This is a genomic window from Nocardia sp. CDC153 (genome assembly GCF_035818515.1).
GTDB lineage: Bacteria > Actinomycetota > Actinomycetes > Mycobacteriales > Mycobacteriaceae > Nocardia.
Map to the genome: position 1 here is coordinate 13,736 of NZ_JAYKYU010000006.1, position 18,272 is coordinate 32,007.

13 protein-coding genes are annotated in these 18,272 nt (G+C 68.8%); 9 read left to right on the forward strand and 4 right to left on the reverse strand.

Features of this window, described 5'->3' with window-relative positions:
• Positions 1 to 64 precede the first annotated feature (64 nt).
• Positions 65 to 985 (forward strand): site-specific tyrosine recombinase XerD, encoded by a 921-nt coding sequence (gene xerD, locus VMT65_RS30355; RefSeq protein WP_326311944.1) that lies wholly within the window; start codon positions 65 to 67, stop codon positions 983 to 985.
• Between the two features lie 33 nt (positions 986 to 1,018).
• Here xerD and VMT65_RS30360 read toward each other — a convergent pair whose 3' ends face one another.
• Together VMT65_RS30360 and VMT65_RS30365 are read right to left on the reverse strand one after the other, a co-directional pair.
• A complete protein-coding gene (locus VMT65_RS30360; RefSeq protein ID WP_326311945.1) occupies positions 1,019 to 2,338 on the reverse strand; it encodes a lipase family protein in 1,320 nt (439 codons plus the stop codon).
• Positions 2,339 to 2,674: 336 nt separating this feature from the next.
• On the reverse strand, positions 2,675 to 4,579 hold the full coding sequence (locus VMT65_RS30365; RefSeq protein WP_326311946.1) for a CocE/NonD family hydrolase: 1,905 nt from the start codon (positions 4,577 to 4,579) through the stop codon (positions 2,675 to 2,677).
• A gap of 157 nt (positions 4,580 to 4,736) precedes the next feature.
• Here VMT65_RS30365 and VMT65_RS30370 point away from each other — a divergent pair, with 157 nt between their 5' ends.
• From VMT65_RS30370 to der, 7 genes are all read left to right on the forward strand, one after another.
• Complete coding sequence (locus VMT65_RS30370) at positions 4,737 to 5,624, forward strand: alpha/beta fold hydrolase (protein ID WP_326311947.1); 888 nt, start codon at positions 4,737 to 4,739, stop codon at positions 5,622 to 5,624.
• Between the two features lie 347 nt (positions 5,625 to 5,971).
• Complete coding sequence (locus tag VMT65_RS30375; protein WP_326312612.1) at positions 5,972 to 6,868, forward strand: ParA family protein; 897 nt, start codon at positions 5,972 to 5,974, stop codon at positions 6,866 to 6,868.
• 284 nt (positions 6,869 to 7,152) lie between these two features.
• On the forward strand, positions 7,153 to 8,031 hold the full coding sequence (locus VMT65_RS30380) for a segregation and condensation protein A (protein ID WP_326312613.1): 879 nt from the start codon (positions 7,153 to 7,155) through the stop codon (positions 8,029 to 8,031).
• A gap of 713 nt (positions 8,032 to 8,744) precedes the next feature.
• Positions 8,745 to 9,404 carry an SMC-Scp complex subunit ScpB gene (gene scpB / locus VMT65_RS30385; protein WP_326312614.1) on the forward strand — a complete coding sequence of 220 codons (660 nt, stop codon included), beginning with the start codon at positions 8,745 to 8,747 and terminating at the stop codon, positions 9,402 to 9,404.
• 11 nt (positions 9,405 to 9,415) lie between these two features.
• Entirely contained in the window at positions 9,416 to 11,017 is a 1,602-nt protein-coding gene (locus tag VMT65_RS38495) for a pseudouridine synthase (protein WP_442790340.1), read from the forward strand.
• A 62-nt stretch (positions 11,018 to 11,079) separates the two neighbouring features.
• Complete coding sequence (gene cmk / locus VMT65_RS30395; protein WP_326312615.1) at positions 11,080 to 11,748, forward strand: (d)CMP kinase; 669 nt, start codon at positions 11,080 to 11,082, stop codon at positions 11,746 to 11,748.
• Complete coding sequence (der, locus tag VMT65_RS30400) at positions 11,745 to 13,160, forward strand: ribosome biogenesis GTPase Der (RefSeq protein ID WP_326311948.1); 1,416 nt, start codon at positions 11,745 to 11,747, stop codon at positions 13,158 to 13,160. Before cmk ends, der begins: the two co-directional genes overlap by 4 nt.
• A gap of 81 nt (positions 13,161 to 13,241) precedes the next feature.
• Here der and VMT65_RS30405 read toward each other — a convergent pair whose 3' ends face one another.
• A complete protein-coding gene (locus tag VMT65_RS30405) occupies positions 13,242 to 14,447 on the reverse strand; it encodes a glycoside hydrolase family 76 protein (protein WP_326311949.1) in 1,206 nt (401 codons plus the stop codon).
• Between the two features lie 225 nt (positions 14,448 to 14,672).
• On the opposite strand from VMT65_RS30405, the gene VMT65_RS30410 reads away from it, so the two are divergent.
• Entirely contained in the window at positions 14,673 to 16,943 is a 2,271-nt protein-coding gene (locus VMT65_RS30410; protein WP_326311950.1) for a bifunctional serine/threonine-protein kinase/ABC transporter substrate-binding protein, read from the forward strand.
• Here the strand turns inward: VMT65_RS30410 and VMT65_RS30415 are convergent.
• Positions 16,940 to 18,238, reverse strand: coding sequence for a hypothetical protein (locus tag VMT65_RS30415; protein WP_326311951.1), 1,299 nt, complete (start codon positions 18,236 to 18,238; stop codon positions 16,940 to 16,942). The two genes, VMT65_RS30410 and VMT65_RS30415, sit on opposite strands and share 4 nt — an antisense overlap.
• Positions 18,239 to 18,272: the final 34 nt, after the last annotated feature.

Genomic DNA, 18,272 nt, shown 5'->3' on the forward strand with positions numbered 1-18,272 from the left:
CTTGTTCTGTTTGCCGGGGTTTGGCTGGGGGAGTTCGTCGGTGCGGGCTGCAATGATGTGAGCCGTGTTGAAGCGGCAGATCGACGCGTATCTCGACCATCTGGCGGTCGAGCGTGGTGCCGCGCGCAATACGCTCAGTGCTTACCGGCGGGATTTGGGGCGGTATCGGGAGTTCTTGGCGGCTCGCGGGGTGGAAACGCTTGCGCGGGTGGCGGAAACGGACATCGCGGATTACATGGTGTCATTGCGGGCCGGGGATTCGGAGCGTCCCGCGCTGGCGGCCTCCTCGGCCTCGCGGGCGTTGGTGGCGGTGCGCGGGCTGCATCGGTTCGCGACGGCCGAGGGCATTACCGATGCGGACGTGGCGCATCCTGTGAAGCCGCCGACGCCTGCTCGGCGATTGCCGAAAGCGCTGCCGTACGACCAGGTTTCGCGGCTGTTGGAGGCCTCCGGGGGCGATATCGCCGATGGGCCGCGCGGGTTGCGGGATCGTGCGCTGCTGGAGTTGTTGTACTCCACCGGCGCTCGCATCTCGGAGATGGTCGGCTTGGACGTGGACGATATCGACACCGCCGAGCGCGCGGTCATCCTGCGCGGCAAGGGCGGCAAGCAGCGCATGGTGCCGATCGGCCGTCCCGCGCTGGCGGCCCTGGACAACTACCTGGTGCGCGGCCGCCCGGCGCTCGCGGCCCGAGGCAAGGGCAACAGCGCCCTGTTCCTCAACCATCGCGGCGGCCGCCTATCCCGCCAGACGGCCTGGCAGGTCCTGCAATCCGCCGCCGAGCGCGCCGGAATCGCGGCTCAGGTCTCACCCCACACGCTGCGCCACTCCTTCGCCACCCATCTGCTCGACGGCGGGGCCGATGTCCGTGTGGTGCAGGAACTGTTGGGCCACGCCTCGGTGACCACCACCCAGATCTACACCCTGGTCACGGTCGGAACCCTGCACGAGGTCTGGGCCACCGCCCATCCCCGCGCCCGTTGACGGTTCCGGCGCGGGCCACGGGAATTCGGCAGGTCAGGTGAGCGGGCGGCCGATGAGGACGCGCACGGCCACGCCCAGCAGGCGGCCCAGGCCCGGCAGGGCATCGCGCGAAAGAGCCAGTGACCAGACGGTTCTGGGGCCGGCGGGATCGAGCGGACGGCCGTCGAAACGGTCCGAGAGCCAGTCGATCACCAAGGGGGTGGCGATCAGGGCCAGCGAGATGTGCCCGCTCAGCCGGTCGCGAATGTATTGCACCGGCGTGCCGGCCTGGCGGTAGCGCCAGACCTGTTCGTCCATGTCCTCGACCGCGATCACCGCGTCATTGGTGGCCTGCACGACCAGCATCGGGAAGGCCGGGGCGGTGGTGACGGGGCGGAGTTCCTCGAAGATGCCGCGGAATCGAGGGTCGCGCAGGAGTTCGGACACACCGAGCTCGCTGTGGTCGTCGACATTGCGGCGGATACTGCGGAACAGGATCGGGAAGATGGTGCTGGCCTCGGCGTGCGCCATGAGATCCAGGAAGTCTCGGTCGAAGCTGGCGCGCACGGCCTTGTCGAGATCCGGGTACGCGCGGCAGAGGGCCGAGAGCACCAGCGGGATCAGTCCGGCGTAGACCGATCCGTTCAAACGGGCGAAGACGCTCTGCGGATCGCCGACCGGGGATCCGGCCGAGGCGCCGACGATCTCGAGCTCGGGCGCGTAGTCGGCGGCCATTTCACAGGCCCAGGTCGTCGCCAGGCCCCCGCCCGAGTAACCCCACAGGGCGACCGGTGTCTCCCCGCTCAGCTGCAGCGGGTCGAAGGACCGGGCGGCCCGAATGCCGTCCAGGATGCGGTATCCGGGTTCGCGCGGGACACCGAAATGGCCATCGCTGCCGACATTGTCGGGAATCGAGAGCGTCCAGCCTCGCGCGAGCGCATTCGCGAAGATCACCATCTCGAACTGTGGGAACGAGCCGAAGGCGTTGGAGCCCTGGCGCAGACAGTACGAGGGCAGGCCGCGCGCGACGACGACATCGATGGCGCATTGGTAGGACACCAGCCGTTTGGGAGCGGCCGGATCCGCGCCCGCCGGCTGGGCCACGGTCGTCACCACCGCTTCCGGTTCGCCGTGCACATCGTTGGTGCGGTAGAGCAACTGCCAGGCCGAGATCTGTTGCGGGATCACCCCGAGCAGTCCGAGTTCCACGCGCCGCGCCCGAATGATGGTGCCGGGGGCCAGCTCTGCCAGGTCCACCGGCGGTTGATAGAACGGGTCGATCTCGGGACGAGTCGGATTTCCCTTCGACGATTCGATGTGAAGGCCCGGCCGGAGCGGCACCACCTCGGCGGAATCCTCGATGTCGATACTCACGAACACCCCTCCTGCCGTCGAGCCGGTCGAATGGCCTCACACGGTAACAACGGCGGGCGGTTCGGCCGCGCGTCCAGATCAGCAACGGCGGCAAGGGGATTGGGTGCAGCAACCGGCTCGTAGGTGCGGCTGCGATCGGCGGACACCGTGCGCGGATGCGATAGTGATCCTGGGGCAAACCTGGTTAATAGGGGGATCGTAGGGGTGTCGGCAAAAGTGTAATTGGCTGTGTACCACTGTATTTCATAACAACCGCACCTGGGCTTCGCTGTGTGGAACACACATGTTCCTAGAAACCGAGCGATTCAGCGAAGCCTGAGGTATGTGCTGCCGAGGTCAGTCGGGTCGACGAGTCTGGAAACCGAGGTAGCTCGGATGCTCGGGATCGATCAACACCGCCTGGGAGGCGATGTGGCGTTTGCGCCATGGCGCGATGAGATGTCGGGGGAAGCTGGTGCGGCTCACCGCGATTCGCAGTCGATGTCCGACACGCAGCAGCGCTTCGGTCGGGTTGATCTCGATGTCGATGTCGAAGGGTTCGCCCGGTGTGAGCGGCTGTGCCGACTCGGCCGTGAGCGGATGCATCGCGAACAGGAGTTCCCCGTCGACGTAGTAGCTGGCGTCGGAGTCGTTGTGCCGCAATGAGGACAGCAGGGCGCCGCGGGTGATCGGCACCGATGTTCCGTCGGGATGCACATCGCAGACGGTGATCGACCAGAACGCGTCGGTGCCGTCCGCCACGGCCCGCAGGTGCAGGTTCATCGGTCCGGTGAGGATCAGATCCGCCTCCAGCGGTGCCCCGGTGAAGGTGACGGCGGTGGCCTCGTTGCGGCGGTCGTCATTGCCGTGTTCGCTGCCGAACAGCACGCTGATGCCCATGGTCATGACGGCGGTGTTGTTGGAGGCGGCGCTGACCCGGCCGCCGGGGAGGGGCAGCCGCGTCTCGGTGGCGCACGGTGTCGGGGACAGTGCGGCATCCGTATTCGCGTGCTCGGCGGCACCGGAGCGTTCACCGCTGAGATACAGCCGTTGGACCCGGGCGTCGGCGGGCGGGTACTGCGTGTGACTGAGCCAGCTGCCATCGCCCTGGCGGCGCACCGTGATCGGGCCGTAGCGGTCGATGCCATTGTCGATGCCCTTGACCCAGCGATCGAAGAACGCGGTCTGCAATTCGTCGAGCGCCTGCGGGTTGCCCGCATCGCCGAAACCGGAACCCGGTGTCAGATGGTAGGAGTCGTCGACGAGGACCTGCTTCATGCCGCCCGGCAGCGGAATCCGTTCGTACATACTGAAATTGGATCGGTTGTAGACGTCGTGCCAGCCGCCGTGGATCCAGGTGGGCGCCTCGATCCGTTCCAGGCGCGGCAGTTTGGCCGCCCACATGGCATTGAGGTATCCGTCGGGGTGATCGGTGTCGAGGGCGATGCGCAGGGCGTGCTCGATCCAGCCCGAACGGTGCGTCAACCGGTCGCGCAGGAATTGCCCGGCCAGGCCCGCGCGCACGAGACCGGGCCAGGCCGGAATCCATTTGGCGCCGTTGACACCCAGGATCCAGACCAGCATGCCCGGGGTGAGCGCGCCACCGGTCAGGCCGAGCTCGCGCGGGGGGTTCTCCCCGGCCTCGATGGCGAAGACCGCCCGGAGACCCTCCGGCCGCTGGGCCGCGGTGTGCAGCGCCGAGATCGCGCCGTAGGACAGGCCCATGACGGCGATATCGCCATTGCACCAGGGCTGTTCGCGCACCCAGCGCAGTACCTCGACGTAGTCGAGTTGCTCGCGCGGGCTGAAGAAATCCCATGCGCCGGTGGAGGTTCCGGTGCCGCGCACATCGACCATCAACCCGACGTACCCGCGTGCCACCGCGGTCCGGTTGATCGCGAACGGTTCGAGCACCCCACCCGCGGGGGTGCGCACCACATCCCGCGCGGTCATGCGGGTCCGGTCCGACGCGCGGACCCGCCCGGCCAGCCGCCGTGCCGTCGCATGCCAGCGCATGCCGTGGCGGTTGAGCATCTTGTTGTAGGGCGTGAAATTGATGATCGCCGGAAGCGGCTCGGCGGTCGGCCCGTCGGCATCGCCCGGTCGCAGCACATCGGCGGTGAGAATCGCGCCGTCCGACATGGTGATGGGAATCGTATTGTGCGCGAACAACTTCGGATAGCGAACCGGCCCGATATCGAAGCGTGTGTCCGGGGAAACGGAGAATTCGGCGGGCAGGGCGGTGGTCAGCGGTTCGGCCATCGTGTTCCTTCGGCGACGTCGATGTCGGTGCTGGATATACCATACATTGTCTGGGACACTTGACGCAGCATGTCGACGAGGCGGGATGATTGCCCGATGGGCGCGCGGTGAATACCGTCGATCGCGCGAATGTTCCTGCGATCCTCGGGAGAAGTGCATGACTCGGTCGACCTCGCGGGTCGCGGACTGGCAGCGGGCGGGGACTCTCGAAACGATTGGCGGGCATCGGATTTTCGTGCGGGAGCGCGACGGGGATCCGGATCTGCCGCCGCTGCTGTTTCTGCACGGGTATCCGTCGAGTTCCTATGACTGGCGCGAGGCGTTCGAGCGGATCGAGGGGCACCGGCTGGTCGTGTTCGACTTCCTCGGATTCGGGCTGTCGGACAAGCCGCGAGACGAGTTGTACTCCTTGCGGATTCAGGCCGATATCGCCGAGGAGGTGGCGCGGCGGTTCGATGGTGCGCCCGTGGTGCTGGTCTCCCACGACATGGGCAGTTCGGTCGCGACCGAGCTGTTGGCCCGGGACATCGACGGCAAGCTGTCGTTCACGCTCGCCTCGGCGCTGCTGTTCAACGCCAGCATGGTTCGCGAGCAGGCCAGTCTGCTGATCACCCAGAAACTGCTGCTGAGCCGGTTCGGTCCCGTGCTCGCCCGGCTGACCAACAAGCCCGCCTTCCTGCGCTCGTTCGCCAGCATCTTCTCGCCGTCCCATCCGCTGACCCCCGAAGAGGCGGCGGACCAATGGGCGCTCCTGACCCACAATGGCGGCCACCGCCTCCTCGACAAGCTGATCCACTACAACCGCGAACGCGTCACCCCGCCCACCTCCGACCGCTGGCACAACGCATTACGCGACTGGCCCGGCCGACTCGAGCTGGCCTGGGCGGAGCTGGACCCGATCTGCACCGAGGCCGTGCTGCGAGCGGTGCTGGCCCTGCGCCCGCACACCGCCCTCACCCGTCTCCCCGGACTGGGCCACTACCCGCAACTCGAGGACCCCCAACGGGTCTACGACCTGATCCAGCGACACGCCTCTCAATCCTGATGGCGCAGTTGCGCCGTGTCGCCTGCCCGACAATTCCGTCGATTCCGATTTATCCGCTGCTTCCGGCGTGGCAGACCGCCGACAGGCCGTAACCTGCTGTGCCACAGTAGGAAGATGGTCCGAGACCGGTCGACACGCCGGGCCCGGGCGGCTCTACCCGGTCTGAAGTGCAGGTTTAGGGTGCGTGTCCGAGCGATGGTCTTGCGCGAACAGGCGGTAGCGTCTAGAGGTGACCCGGACACACACGCGGCCGGGCGCGTCGCACACGGCGGATCGGTGGGCGAGGCAAGGGCAGGAACGTCGAAGGAGCAGCGGACGTGACGACTACCGGTGGTGCGGGCCAGCGGATCGAAACCGCCGCGCAAACACTGTGGGAGGCACCCGATGTGGTGCACGACGCCAAGCAGGTCGGCCCCACCGGCCGCCCGCTGCGCGAGATCCCGCTGCCGCCCGAGCCGGACCACACCGCGCCGGCGCTGATCGTGGCCATGTGCAATCAGAAGGGCGGGGTCGGCAAGACCACCTCGACCATCAATCTCGGTGCGGCGCTGGCCGAATACGGGCGCAAGGTGCTGCTGGTGGACCTCGACCCGCAGGGCGCGCTGTCGGCGGGTCTCGGTGTGGCGCACCACGATCTGGACGTGACCGTGCACAACCTGCTGGTCGGGCCGGGCAAGGTCAATGTCGACGACGTGCTGATGAACACCAAGGTCGAGGGGATGGATCTGCTGCCGTCCAATATCGACCTGTCGGCCGCGGAGATCCAGTTGGTCAACGAGGTCGGCCGGGAGCAGACGCTGGGCCGCGCCCTCGCGCCGCTGCGCAACCGCTACGACTACATCCTCATCGACTGCCAGCCGTCGCTGGGTCTGCTCACCGTCAACGCCCTGGCCTGCGCCGACGGCGTCATCATTCCCATGGAATGCGAGTACTTCTCGCTGCGCGGGCTGGCCCTGCTCAACGACACCGTGGAGAAGGTGCGGGACCGGCTGAACCCCGAGTTGGTGCTGTACGGCATCGTTGTCACCATGTTCGATGCCCGCCTATTGCATTCGCGTCAGGTCATGACGCGCGTGGTCGAGGTGTTCGGCGACCTCGTGTACGACACGGTCATCTCGCGCACCGTCCGCTTCCCGGACGCCAGCGTCGCGGGTGAGCCGATCACCACCTGGGCTCCGAAATCCGGTGGCGCGGAAGCCTATCGGGCCATGGCCCGGGAAGTCATCCAGCGGTCGGGCCGTTGAGCGATCCTCTCGACCCAGCGTCCGAGCACGACCCGACGGACGCGGACGGAGTGCTGCCCGCGGGCCCGGGCACAGCTCTGCCCGCCGACTCGACCGCCGAAGCGGACTCGCCCGCCGCCATTCCCGATTCGCCGCTACTGGCTGACATTGCCGCGGGCGGCGGCGGGGATGATGTGGCCGCGGGTGGAGAAGACGTGATTGCCGGAGGCGAATACGACGAAACCGGGGAGTCTGCGCCGGATTCCTCGCTTCTGGCCGATATCGCCGGGTCCGGTGGCGCGGAAATGTCCGGCGGCGCGGGGGCTTCGAACGACCCTGTTGCATCGGAGAATTCGGACAATGGCGGCAAGTTTCACCTGAAGCTGGCCAACTTTCAGGGGCCGTTCGATCTGCTGCTGCAGCTGATCAGTTCGCGGCGACTCGATGTCACCGAGATCGCGCTGCACAAGGTGACCGATGAGTTCATCGCGTATACCAAGGCGTTGACCGCCAGTCTGTCCGAGGAGCAGGGGCTGCGGGCGGACAAGATTCTGGATCAGACGACCGAATTCCTTGTCATCGCGGCCACTCTGCTGGATCTGAAGGCGGCTCGGTTGCTGCCCTCGGGTGAGGTGGCCGACGAGGAGGATCTCGAACTGCTCGAGGCGCGGGACCTGCTGTTCGCGCGGCTGCTGCAGTATCGCGCCTTCAAGCAGGTCGCGGAATTGCTCGGGGAGTTGGAGGCGGCGGCGCTGCAACGCTATCCGCGCGCGGTGTCGCTCGAGGAGCGGTATCTGGAGCTGTTGCCGGAGGTTACGCTGGGGGTGGACGCCGCGGAATTCGCGGAGGTCGCCGCCACGGTGTTCCGGCCGCGTCCGAAACCCCGGGTGGGGCTGGATCACATCCACGCCCACGCGATTTCGATTGCCGAACAGGCCGCCCTGGTCCTGGAAATGCTGAAGAACGCGGGCGCGGGCGGTTGGACGACCTTCCACGATCTCTGCGCCGACTGCGAGCTCCCGATCCAGATCGTGGCCCGCTTCCTCGCGCTGCTCGAGCTCTACCGAGGCAAAACCATCGAGTTCGACCAGCCCGACCCCCTGGGCCCGCTGTCCATCAGCTGGATCGGCGAGCTCGAAGACCAACCCGCCCAACCGGTGACGATCGAAGAGGATTACGGATGACCGAGGTGCAGGACCTGGGAGACGACGTGCACGATCCGACCGCCGACAACCAGCCCGCGCCCAACCTCACCCCGGCCCAACGGATCATCGCCGAAGCCGCCGCCGCAGCCAAGGCGGCCGCCGCCGCAGCGGCCGAAGCCGCTCCGAATCCGGCGGTCGCCGACTCTTCGGAAGAAGGCGCATCGCTCGCGGCCCCGAGCCCCTCGGGCGGTCCCGCCGCCGTAGTGGAACGCGACACCACTCCACTCGCCGGGAGCCCGACCAAACAGACCCCACACGTCGATGTGGTGGCGATGGATTCCGGCGCGACCGACCAGTCGGACGTGCCCGAGCCCGATGCGGACGAATCGGGCGCGGCCGTGCCCACGCTCGAGATCCGCGAATCGGCCGGAGGCGCAGCCGATCACGGCGAGGTCGAAGCCGACGCAGAAGCTGCTGACGTCGAGACTTTTGCCGAGCAGCCTAAATCGGACTTGACGGACGAATCGGGCGTGATCGGCTTGGAGTCGATCGACGTAGCCGTCGCTCTGGATGACGAGGCCGCCGCCGATGGTGAGGCTGAGTTGGATGAGTCTCCTGCGTTGGGTGGGAGCAGCGGGGAGGAGGTCGACGCGACCGATTCGGGCCTCTCGGGGTCTGAAAGTGAGGCGGGGGGCGCCGCGGGTGTGGCGGAGGTCTCCCGGGGTGGGGGGAGGGGCGTCGGTCCCGAGGGGGTGGGGGATTCCGGGGAGTTCGAGGAGGAGGAAGAGGAGCTCGGGGAGGAGGAGTTCAGGGGGGCGCTCGAGGCGATGTTGTTGGTGGTGGATGCGCCTGCGGGGGTGGAGTTGTTGGCTTCGGCGTTGCGGGCTCATCCGATTCGGGTGGAGACGGCGTTGCGGGAGATGTCGGCGGAGTTGACGGCGCGGCGCAGTGGCATGGATCTCAGGTTCGTGGGGGATGGGTGGCGGTATTACACGCGGACGGAATTCGCTCCCTATGTGGAACGTATGCTGTTGGACGGCGCACGGTCGAAGCTCACACGCGCCGCTTTGGAAACCTTGGCGGTGATCGCGTACCGTCAACCGGTTACCCGAGCACGCGTGAGCGCGGTGCGCGGTGTCAACGTGGATGGCGTGATCAGGACCCTGCTGGCGCGGGGGCTGATCGCGGAGGCCGGAGCGGACCCGGAGACCAACGGCACTCTGTACATCACCACCGAGCTGTTCCTGGAACGGATCGGACTCGCGTCACTGGCGGATTTGCCGCCGCTGGCCCCGCTGCTCCCGGGCGTCGATCTGATCGACGAGATCAACGAGAGCCTGGACACCGACCCCCGGTACACCAGGCTGAAGAAACCGGCCGAGGCCGATATCGACCTCGGTACCGATGAATGAAATAGGACAACGTGAATACACCCGCTCGCCGAGATGGCACACCGGATCGTAGAAAACGTGGCAGCGAACCGCCCGGCGGTTCCCGCGCCGCCCGCGGCCGGACCGGAGACGACCGGTCCGCGCGCGGCGGCAGCTCATATGGCGGAGGCTCCGCCAGTTCCCGCGGCGGCAGTGATCGCGGCGGCTCGTACGGCGGCGGACGTGGCGGCAGCGGGTCCTACGACTCGCGCTCCGGTGGATCCCGCGGCGGCTCGTACAGCGATTCCCGCGGCGGCTCCTCCCGCGGCGGTTACAGCGACTCGCGCGGCGGGTCCGGCTATAGCGATTCCCGTGGTGGTTCTTCGCGCGGCGGCTCCGGTTACGGCGACTCTCGCGGTGGTTCTTCGCGCGGCGGCTACGGCGACTCCCGTCCCGGCGCTTCGCGCGGTGGTTCCGGCTCGTATGGTTCGCGTGGCGCTTCGAGCTCGCGCGACGGCTACGGCTCGCGTGGCGAAAGCCAGTGGGGCGGTGGCGGTTCGCGCGGTGGCGCGCCCTCGCGTGGCGGCTCGTCGTACGGAAACTCCGCGCGCGGCAACCAGTCTCGGGGTGACTGGGGTTCCGACTCGCGTGGCGGGCGCGGCGGCGACAGCCGCGGCGGCCAGTCCCGCACCGGATTCGGCGAGGGCCGTACCGGTTTCGGTCAGGACCGCAATGCCTCGCGCGGCCGGATCGGCGGCGGCAGCCCGCTGGCCCCGCACACCTCGCCGAGCACGCCCAGCAAGAAGAAGCCCAAGCCGGAGCGCAAGACCGTCGCGCCCGTGCTGATCAGCAATGCCAAGCCCGCGCGCCACCAGCACGTGGATCTGGAGGAGCGCGGCCCGAAGAAGCTGCCGTGGGGCGAGGGCGAGCGCCTGCAGAAGGTGCTCGCCAAGGCCGGTGTGGCCTCGCGTCGCGCCGCCGAGGAGATGATCGAGGCCGGTCGCATCGAGGTCGACGGCAAGATCGTGCGCGAGCAGGGCCTGCGCATCGATCCGCAGACCGCGGTGGTCCGTGTCGATGGTGTGCGCGTGGTCATTCGCTCCGAGCAGGTGTATCTGGCCCTGAACAAGCCGAAGGGTTGGCAGTCCACCATGTCCGACGAGATGGGCCGCCCCTGCGTCGGCGATATCGTCGCCGAGCGCGTCGCGGCCGGGCAGCGCCTGTTCCACGTCGGCCGTCTCGACGCCGACACCGAGGGCCTGCTGCTGCTCACCAATGACGGCGATCTGGCCCACCGGCTCATGCACCCGTCCTTCGAGGTGCAGAAGACCTACCTGGCCACGGTCAATGGCGAGGTCAAGAACCGCGAGATCGGCAAGCTGCTCAAGGACGGCGTCGAGCTCGAGGACGGTCCCGCCAAGGTGGACCGCTTCCAGGTGCTCGAGGTCGGCCAGGGTAGGTCGCTGGTGAAGGTGGTGCTGCACGAGGGCCGCAAGCACATCGTGCGCCGCCTGCTGGCCGAGGTCGGCCACCCGGTGACCGCGCTGGTGCGCACCCACATTGGACCGGTCGCACTGGGCGATCAACGGCCGGGCACGCTGCGTGTGCTGGGTCGGGACGAAATCGGGAAGCTCTACGAGGCGGTGTCGTTGTGAACGGTGTGGGAAGTCTGATCGAGACCGGCGCGCTGACCGGGTCGGCGCAGCTGGTCGTCGCCATGGACGGCCCGTCCGGTACCGGCAAGTCGAGCGTGTCGCGCCAGTTGGCGACCCGGCTCGAGGCCCGCTACCTCGATACCGGGGCCATGTACCGGGTGGCGACGCTGCGCGTGCTGCGCAGCGGCGTGGATCTCGACGATGCCGCGGCGATCGCGGTGGCGGTCAAGGAGCTGCCGCTGACCATCGGCACCGATCCGAGCCGGGAGGTGATCCTGCTCGACGGTGAGGACGTGTCCAGCGAGATCCGCGGCAATGCGGTGACCAAGGCCGTGTCGGCGGTGTCGGCGGTGCCCGAGGTGCGCGAGCAGCTGGTGGCCCTGCAGCGCGAGATCACCGTGTCCGCGGGTCGAATCGTGGTGGAGGGCCGCGATATCGGCACCGTGGTGCTGCCCGAGGCGGATGTGAAGATCTACCTCACCGCCTCGGCCGAGGCGCGTGCGTTCCGCCGCAATGCCCAGAACATCGCCGAGGGTCGCGGCGACGACTACGAGGCCGTGCTGGCCGATGTCCAGCGCCGCGACACCCTGGATTCGACCCGCAAGGTCTCCCCACTGCGTCCGGCCGAGGACGCCGTGCTGGTGGACACCAGTGATCTGAACAAGGACGAGGTCATCGACGAGCTGTATCGCGTGGTGGCCGAACGGATTTCGGCGGGAGGCGCGCAGTGACGCAGGACACTTTCGCCGGTGACGGCATCTGGTCGGATGAATCCGACTGGGATATCGCCGAATTCGAGGGCGAGCAGGACGCCGAACACATTCCGCTGCCCACGGTCGCCATTGTGGGTCGCCCGAATGTCGGCAAATCCACGCTGGTGAACCGCATTCTGGGCCGCCGCGAGGCCGTGGTCGAGGATATTCCGGGCGTCACCCGTGACCGCATCTCCTACGAGGCCAGCTGGTCCGGACGTCGTTTCCTGGTGCAGGACACCGGCGGTTGGGAGCCCGACGCCAAGGGCCTGCAGCAGTCGGTGGCCCGGCAGGCCGAGGTCGCCATGCGCACCGCCGACGCCATCGTCGTGGTGGTGGACGCCACCGTCGGCGCGACGTCGGCCGACGAGGCGGTCGCGAAGACGCTGCGCCGCAGCAAGACTCCGGTCATCCTGGTCGCCAACAAGGTCGACAACCAGAAGCTCGAGGCCGACGCCGCCGAGCTGTGGTCCATGGGTCTGGGTGAGCCGCGCATGGTCTCGGCCGCGCACGGCCGCGGCACCGGTGATCTGCTGGACGACATTCTCGCGGTGCTGCCCGAAACGCCCCGCGAGGGTACGGGTCTCACCGGCGGCCCGCGTCGCGTGGCGCTGGTCGGCAAGCCGAATGTCGGCAAGTCCTCGCTGCTCAACCGCCTGGCGGGCGAGGAGCGCTCGGTGGTCCACAATGTCGCGGGCACCACCGTCGACCCGGTCGACTCGCTGGTCGAATTGGGCGGCAAGCCTTGGCGTTTTGTGGACACCGCGGGTCTGCGCCGCAAGGTCGCCAATGCCTCGGGCCACGAGTTCTACGCCTCGCTGCGCACCAAGGGCGCCATCGAGGCCGCCGAGGTGGCGGTCATGCTGATCGACGCCTCGCAGCCGATCACCGAGCAGGACCTGCGTGTGATCTCCATGGTCGCCGAGACCGGCCGCGCCCTGGTGATCGCCTACAACAAGTGGGATCTGGTCGACGAGGACCGCCGCGAGATGCTCGAGCGCGAGATCGACCGCGAAATGGTCCAGGTCCGCTGGGCCCAGCGTGTGAACATCTCGGCCCAGACCGGCCGCGCCGTCCAAAAGCTGGTCCCGGCAATGGAAACCGCCCTGGAATCCTGGGACAAGCGCATCCCCACCGGCCGCCTGAACAACTGGCTCAAGGAGGTCATCGCCGCCACCCCGCCCCCCATGCGCGGCGGCCGCCTACCCCGAGTCCTGTTCGCCACCCAGGCCTCCACCCGCCCCCCGACGTTCGTCCTCTTCACCACCGGCTTCCTCGAGGCGGGCTACCGCCGCTTCATCGAGCGAAAGCTGCGCGAGGAGTTCAACTTCGACGGCTCCCCGGTCCGCGTGAACGTCCGCGTCCGCGAAAAGCGCGAACGCAAGAAGTAGCAGCGCCGACCACCTGTCAACGCCCGGGCAACGGATTCCCCCGTAGCCCGGGCGTTTTCGTATCGGAAGCACCCGACCACATCACCGGCCCGCCAGGGTGAGCCGGTGATCGGCTTCCAGGAGGAGCCAGGCGCTGAGTTGGACCGAGAGGTCGGGGCTGAGGTTGTCGGAGAGGGTGGGGGTGGTGAGTTGGGCGAAGGCTTGGGGGCGGTGGGGGAGGGCGATGGGGCGCGACCAGTTCATGCCGAACAGCGGTAGGCCGTTGGACTCGGCGCGGTTGTTCCAGGCGGCGCGGGCGGAGGCGTGGACCATGGCGGCGGCGGTCGAATTGTCTAGGGACAGTGCGGCTTCGGCGAGGTAGCGCGCCAGGATGCCCATGAACAGGCCGGAGTCGTCGGCGGCGGAACCGGCGATCACCCCGGCGCTGGTGAGGTGGGTCTCGGTGGCGGCGATGAGGGCCCTCGCGCGGTCGCGGTGGGTGGAATCGCCCGTGTGGATGGCCAATTCGGTTTCCAGACCGATGGCGACGCCCTGACAGTAGGTGAGGACGGTGCGATTGACCTCGCCGCCGGGTTCGTGGACGCCGTCGAGGATGAGATCGGTGGCGGGATCGCGCAAACGGGTGTGCAGGAACTCGGCGAGTTGGCGGGCGCGGTCGAGATCGCCCAGGCGCGCCAGGGCGATACCGGTCGGGCCGATCGCGGGGGTGTTGTAGTAGTGGTCCCCGGTTCGCCAGGGCACCGCCCCGACACTCGGATTCCAGCCGGAGCGCAGCGCGGCCCGCAGATCGTCGAGGGCGCCGCCGAAGCGCAGGCCGAGCAGTCGGTCGGCCCGCTCGAGGGCGAGCGCGAGCCAGGCCATGTCGTCGTAGTAGCGGTTGGTCCAGCCGGTCAGATTGCGGGCCCGAATGCCCTCGGCGAGGGCGGCGACCCGATCGAGGCGTTCGGGTGTGCGGTCGCGCTGCGCGGCGTCCACGGCACAGTCGAGCAGCTGGGCCTGCCACCAGTAACACCACTTCACCAGTGCCTGATCGAACAGCGACGACGGCCACGCCAGCGCACCGAGCTGCTTTCCGCGCAGTCCCCAGAGCGTGCGCACATGCCGCCGCACGATGGCCTGTTCGGCCAGGCTCGCCCGCTCGGCGCACCCTTCGAGCCCGGCCCGGTACGGGCTCACGTTCCGCGTGATGGTCTGCGCCTGGGTGGGTTGGGTGAGCGCGGTGAACGCGACGGTGGCACCGGCCGCCAAGAGCCTGCGCCGACTGATCCCTGTATTGCGGCGCTCCATCCGCCCGGGCTCCTCGCGCCGACCAACGATCACCGAGCTGGAAACCGTTCAGTTACAGCCTATCCTGCATAGACCCCGCCGTCGCGGCGGCGAGAAAGTCATGGATCAGCTAGTTGTTCGTTACCTCCGCGACATTCCCGGTTCGGGTATTTCGCGCGGCGGGGAGAGCGGGAGGGGAGCCGGAAACGGTAGGGTGCGAAGGGTTTTTGCGGTGCGAGGGGCCGAATGGTGCGTGCGGGCGAGGAATTCGCGGGATTTCTGATCGAGCGGCGGCTCGGCGGGGGCGGCATGGGGGAGGTTTTCCTGGCCCGGCATCCGCGCCTGCCGCGGTTGGTCGCGATCAAGGTGTTGGCTCGGGAGTTGGTCTCGCAGGCGGAGACTCGTGCTCGGTTCGAGCGTGAGGGCGAGCTGATCGCGCGGCTGGATCATCCGAATATCGTGACCGTGCACGACCGCGGCGTCGAGGACGGGCGGCTGTGGATCGCCATGCAGTATGTGGACGGCGGTGACGCGGCCACCCTGGACCCGTTCACGCTGCCGCCCGCGGACGCGGTGCACATCATCGCCGAGACGGCCAAGGCCCTGGATTACGCGCATGTGCGCGGGGTGATCCACCGGGATGTGAAGCCCGCGAACATTCTGCTCACCCGCCCGCTGCTGGGGCAGGAACGCCGAATCGTGTTGACCGACTTCGGCATCGGCCGGCTGCGCGACGATTCGGCGCAGATCACCCGATCCGGCGTGCTGGCCACCACCATCACCTACGCCTCCCCCGAACAGCTCTCCGGCGCCGCGCCCGACTACCGTTCGGACCAATATTCACTGGCGTGCACGCTGTTTCGACTCTTGACCGGTGCCACACCGTTTCATGCCGACACGGTGGCGGCGGTCGTCACCGGGCACCTGCAACATCCGGTGCCGAAGGTGAGCGACCGTCGACCGGAGCTGCCCGCCGCCCTCGACGCGGTCCTGGCACGCGGTCTGGCCAAGCGGCCCGAGGACCGATTCGAATCCTGCCGCGCCTTCGCCGACGCCGCGGCACAGGCCCTGTCGGCGGTCTCCGAATCCACGGTGACACCGATTCCGGAGGTGAGCGCGGCCCTCGCCGAGGCGACCCGCGTGGTGACCGCCGCCGGAGACGTGATCGGCGGGCCCGCCGCTGCCACCTCCGTCCTGGCGACCCTGCCCGCGCCGTCTGATCCGACCGTGTCGGATGCCACGTGGCTCCAGGGGAATTCGCCGTCGAAACCGAGACGGGCTCGCTGGGTGGCCGCGGGCGCGGCGGCGTTGGCGGTGGTGGTGACGGCCGCGGTCGGAATCCTCTGGACGACGAAGGATCACGGACCGGTCGTCCGCTCCGACCCGGCGATCGTGGTCGCGGGCCCGCAGGCCGGTGTCTACCCCGGCTTCGGCCCGTTCCTCCAGATCGACGCGCAAGGCAGGCGCATCCCCGCGCCCACCTCGGTGGAGGACCCCGCCAATGACGGCCGCCTGCCGTGCGCTCCCGTCTCGATAGCCGCGGCGCTTCCCCTGTCGGGCAAGAACTCCGACCTGGGCGAGAGCCTGCTCGGCGCGGTGAAACTGGCCGTCTCCCAATTCGTGCAGGGCGGCAATCAGGTGTGCCCGGTCACGGTCGAGGAGTTCGACACCGGCGGCGATCAGGCCAAGGCCGCGCAAACCGCGCAGCGCATCGCCGCCGACAAATCGATCGTGGCCGTCATCGGACCCGCCATGTCCCCGGAGGTGATGGGCGCGGGGCAGACCCTCGAGGACTCCGGTCTGCCGTTCCTGAGCCCCGTGGCGACGAATCCGGTACTGGCGCAATCGGGTTGGTCGGGCTTCTTCCGCGGCCTGGCCAATGACAACGCGCAGGGCCCGGCCCTGGGCCGCTACCTGGCGACCACCGCCGCCTTCTCCCGCGTCTGCGCGCTGCGCGACACCGGCGGCGGCTACGAGGGACCGCTGTCGACCGCGGTCGTCGACGGCCTGGGCCCGGCCGCGGTGCCCGAATGCAAGCTCAGCATCGATATGGGCGGCGATCTCACCGACACGATCGCGACCATCGCCGCCGCGCGTCCGGACGCGGTCTTCTACGCGGGCTACCCCAAGGACGCGGCAGCCCTGCTCGCCAAGCTCCGAAGCGCCGGTGTCACAGCGACTTTCGTGCTCGGCGACGGCAGTTTCGACCCGCTGTTCCGCGACACCGCCGGAGCCCTCGCCGCCGGAACCCTGGTGACCTGCGGCTGCGGCCCCGCCACCGATCGCCTGCTCGCCGACTACCGCACCGCCACCGGCAAATCGGCCACCGCCAATATCGTCGAGGCCTACGACCTCACCGCGATCGTCTTGCGCGGAATCGTCTCCGGCCACACCAAACGCGCCGACCTGCGCGAGTACCTGCACGCCTACCACGCCGACGGCATCGCCCACTCCTACGCCTGGACCGCCGCGGGCGAGCCCGCCGACCCCCGCATCTGGCTCTACCGCCTGTCCTAGGCCCCGTCCTCGGGCCCGGGCCGCCACCGGCGCAGCGCGAGAATGCCCAGCAGACAGCCGAATCCGAGCCCGAGCGCGAACCAGGCCGGTCGATCGCCGAGGACACCGTCGTGGTGATGCCACGGTGTCGGCCCGCAGCCGCGGAATTCCAGGGAGAGGACGGCGGAGGGAATCAGCAGCAGACCGATGGGCAGCACGGTGCCCGCGACGGTGCGGGTGGCGACCGCGCCGAAACCGTATCCGGCGATGGCGGCGACCGCGCAGGAGCCGATGAGCGAGAGCAGCGCATCCGATTGTTCGGCGGTCGAGGTGAGCATGTCGAAGACACCGAGCGCCAGGATCGCGGTGGCCGCCGCGAGCGGCGCGGGCCGGACCCGCCCCAGGAAGAAGCACGCCGTCATGGTGATCAGCATCGGCGCGACCTGCCAATGTTGGCGTGCCCCATAGGTAATCGCGCTGCCACCGGCCGCCAGCGCCACCATGAGCAGGGTGAGCGTCCCGTCGCGACCGGGCAAGAGCAGGACCGCGACGAGCGCCGCCGCGAGCGTGGCCAGCACGCCGAGCGCCAGGGCGCCCGGGTCGACCACCGTGTGTGAGAACCGTTCGGCGGCGACGGTGATCGTCGTGATCAACACGGCCGCGCCGAGTATCGGCCCGAACGGCAGATTCAGGGTGGTGGGATAGGCCGCCGTGTCCGACCGCTGCCACACCAGGAAGCACGACGCCAGCAAGATCGCCGTGGGTATGGTCAGCCAGTTCGGCGGCAGGTCGTCGAAGGCGCGTTCGAGAATCGAACGGCTGCCGAAGTCGGCCGCGTTCTCCAGGTGGTCGCCGACCAGGACGCCGGTCAGCGCGCCGAGCAGGTATCCGGTTGCCGGTGGCCGGGATTGGAGGGCGACCGCCCCGACCGCGCCCAGCAGCACGCCCGCCGCGAGCGAGTCCGCGAAGTTGGCGGTGGCCAGGCTCGCCGAGGTCGCGGACACCAGCAGATGGTCGGCGGCCAGGGCCGATGCCGCGACGGTCGCGGTGGCCCAGGCGGCCCGCGCGCCGAACATGGCCACCACCACCGCGGCGAGCACCGCCACCACCGCGCCCGCGGCGGTGGCCCGGGGCACGGTGATGGTCAGCAGCGTCATCTGCAGGGCCGACGACTCCGAATCGGCGCAGCCGGTGTCGACCGGCACGATGAGCGCGAGGCAGGCGACCGCGGCGGCCAGGGCCGCACCGGCCGTGGCGAGCACCGGGCGGCCCACCTCCACCGGACGGCCCACCTCCACCGGACGACCTGGCTGCACCGGACGACTCCCTGGGTTGACGACAGTGTCAGTT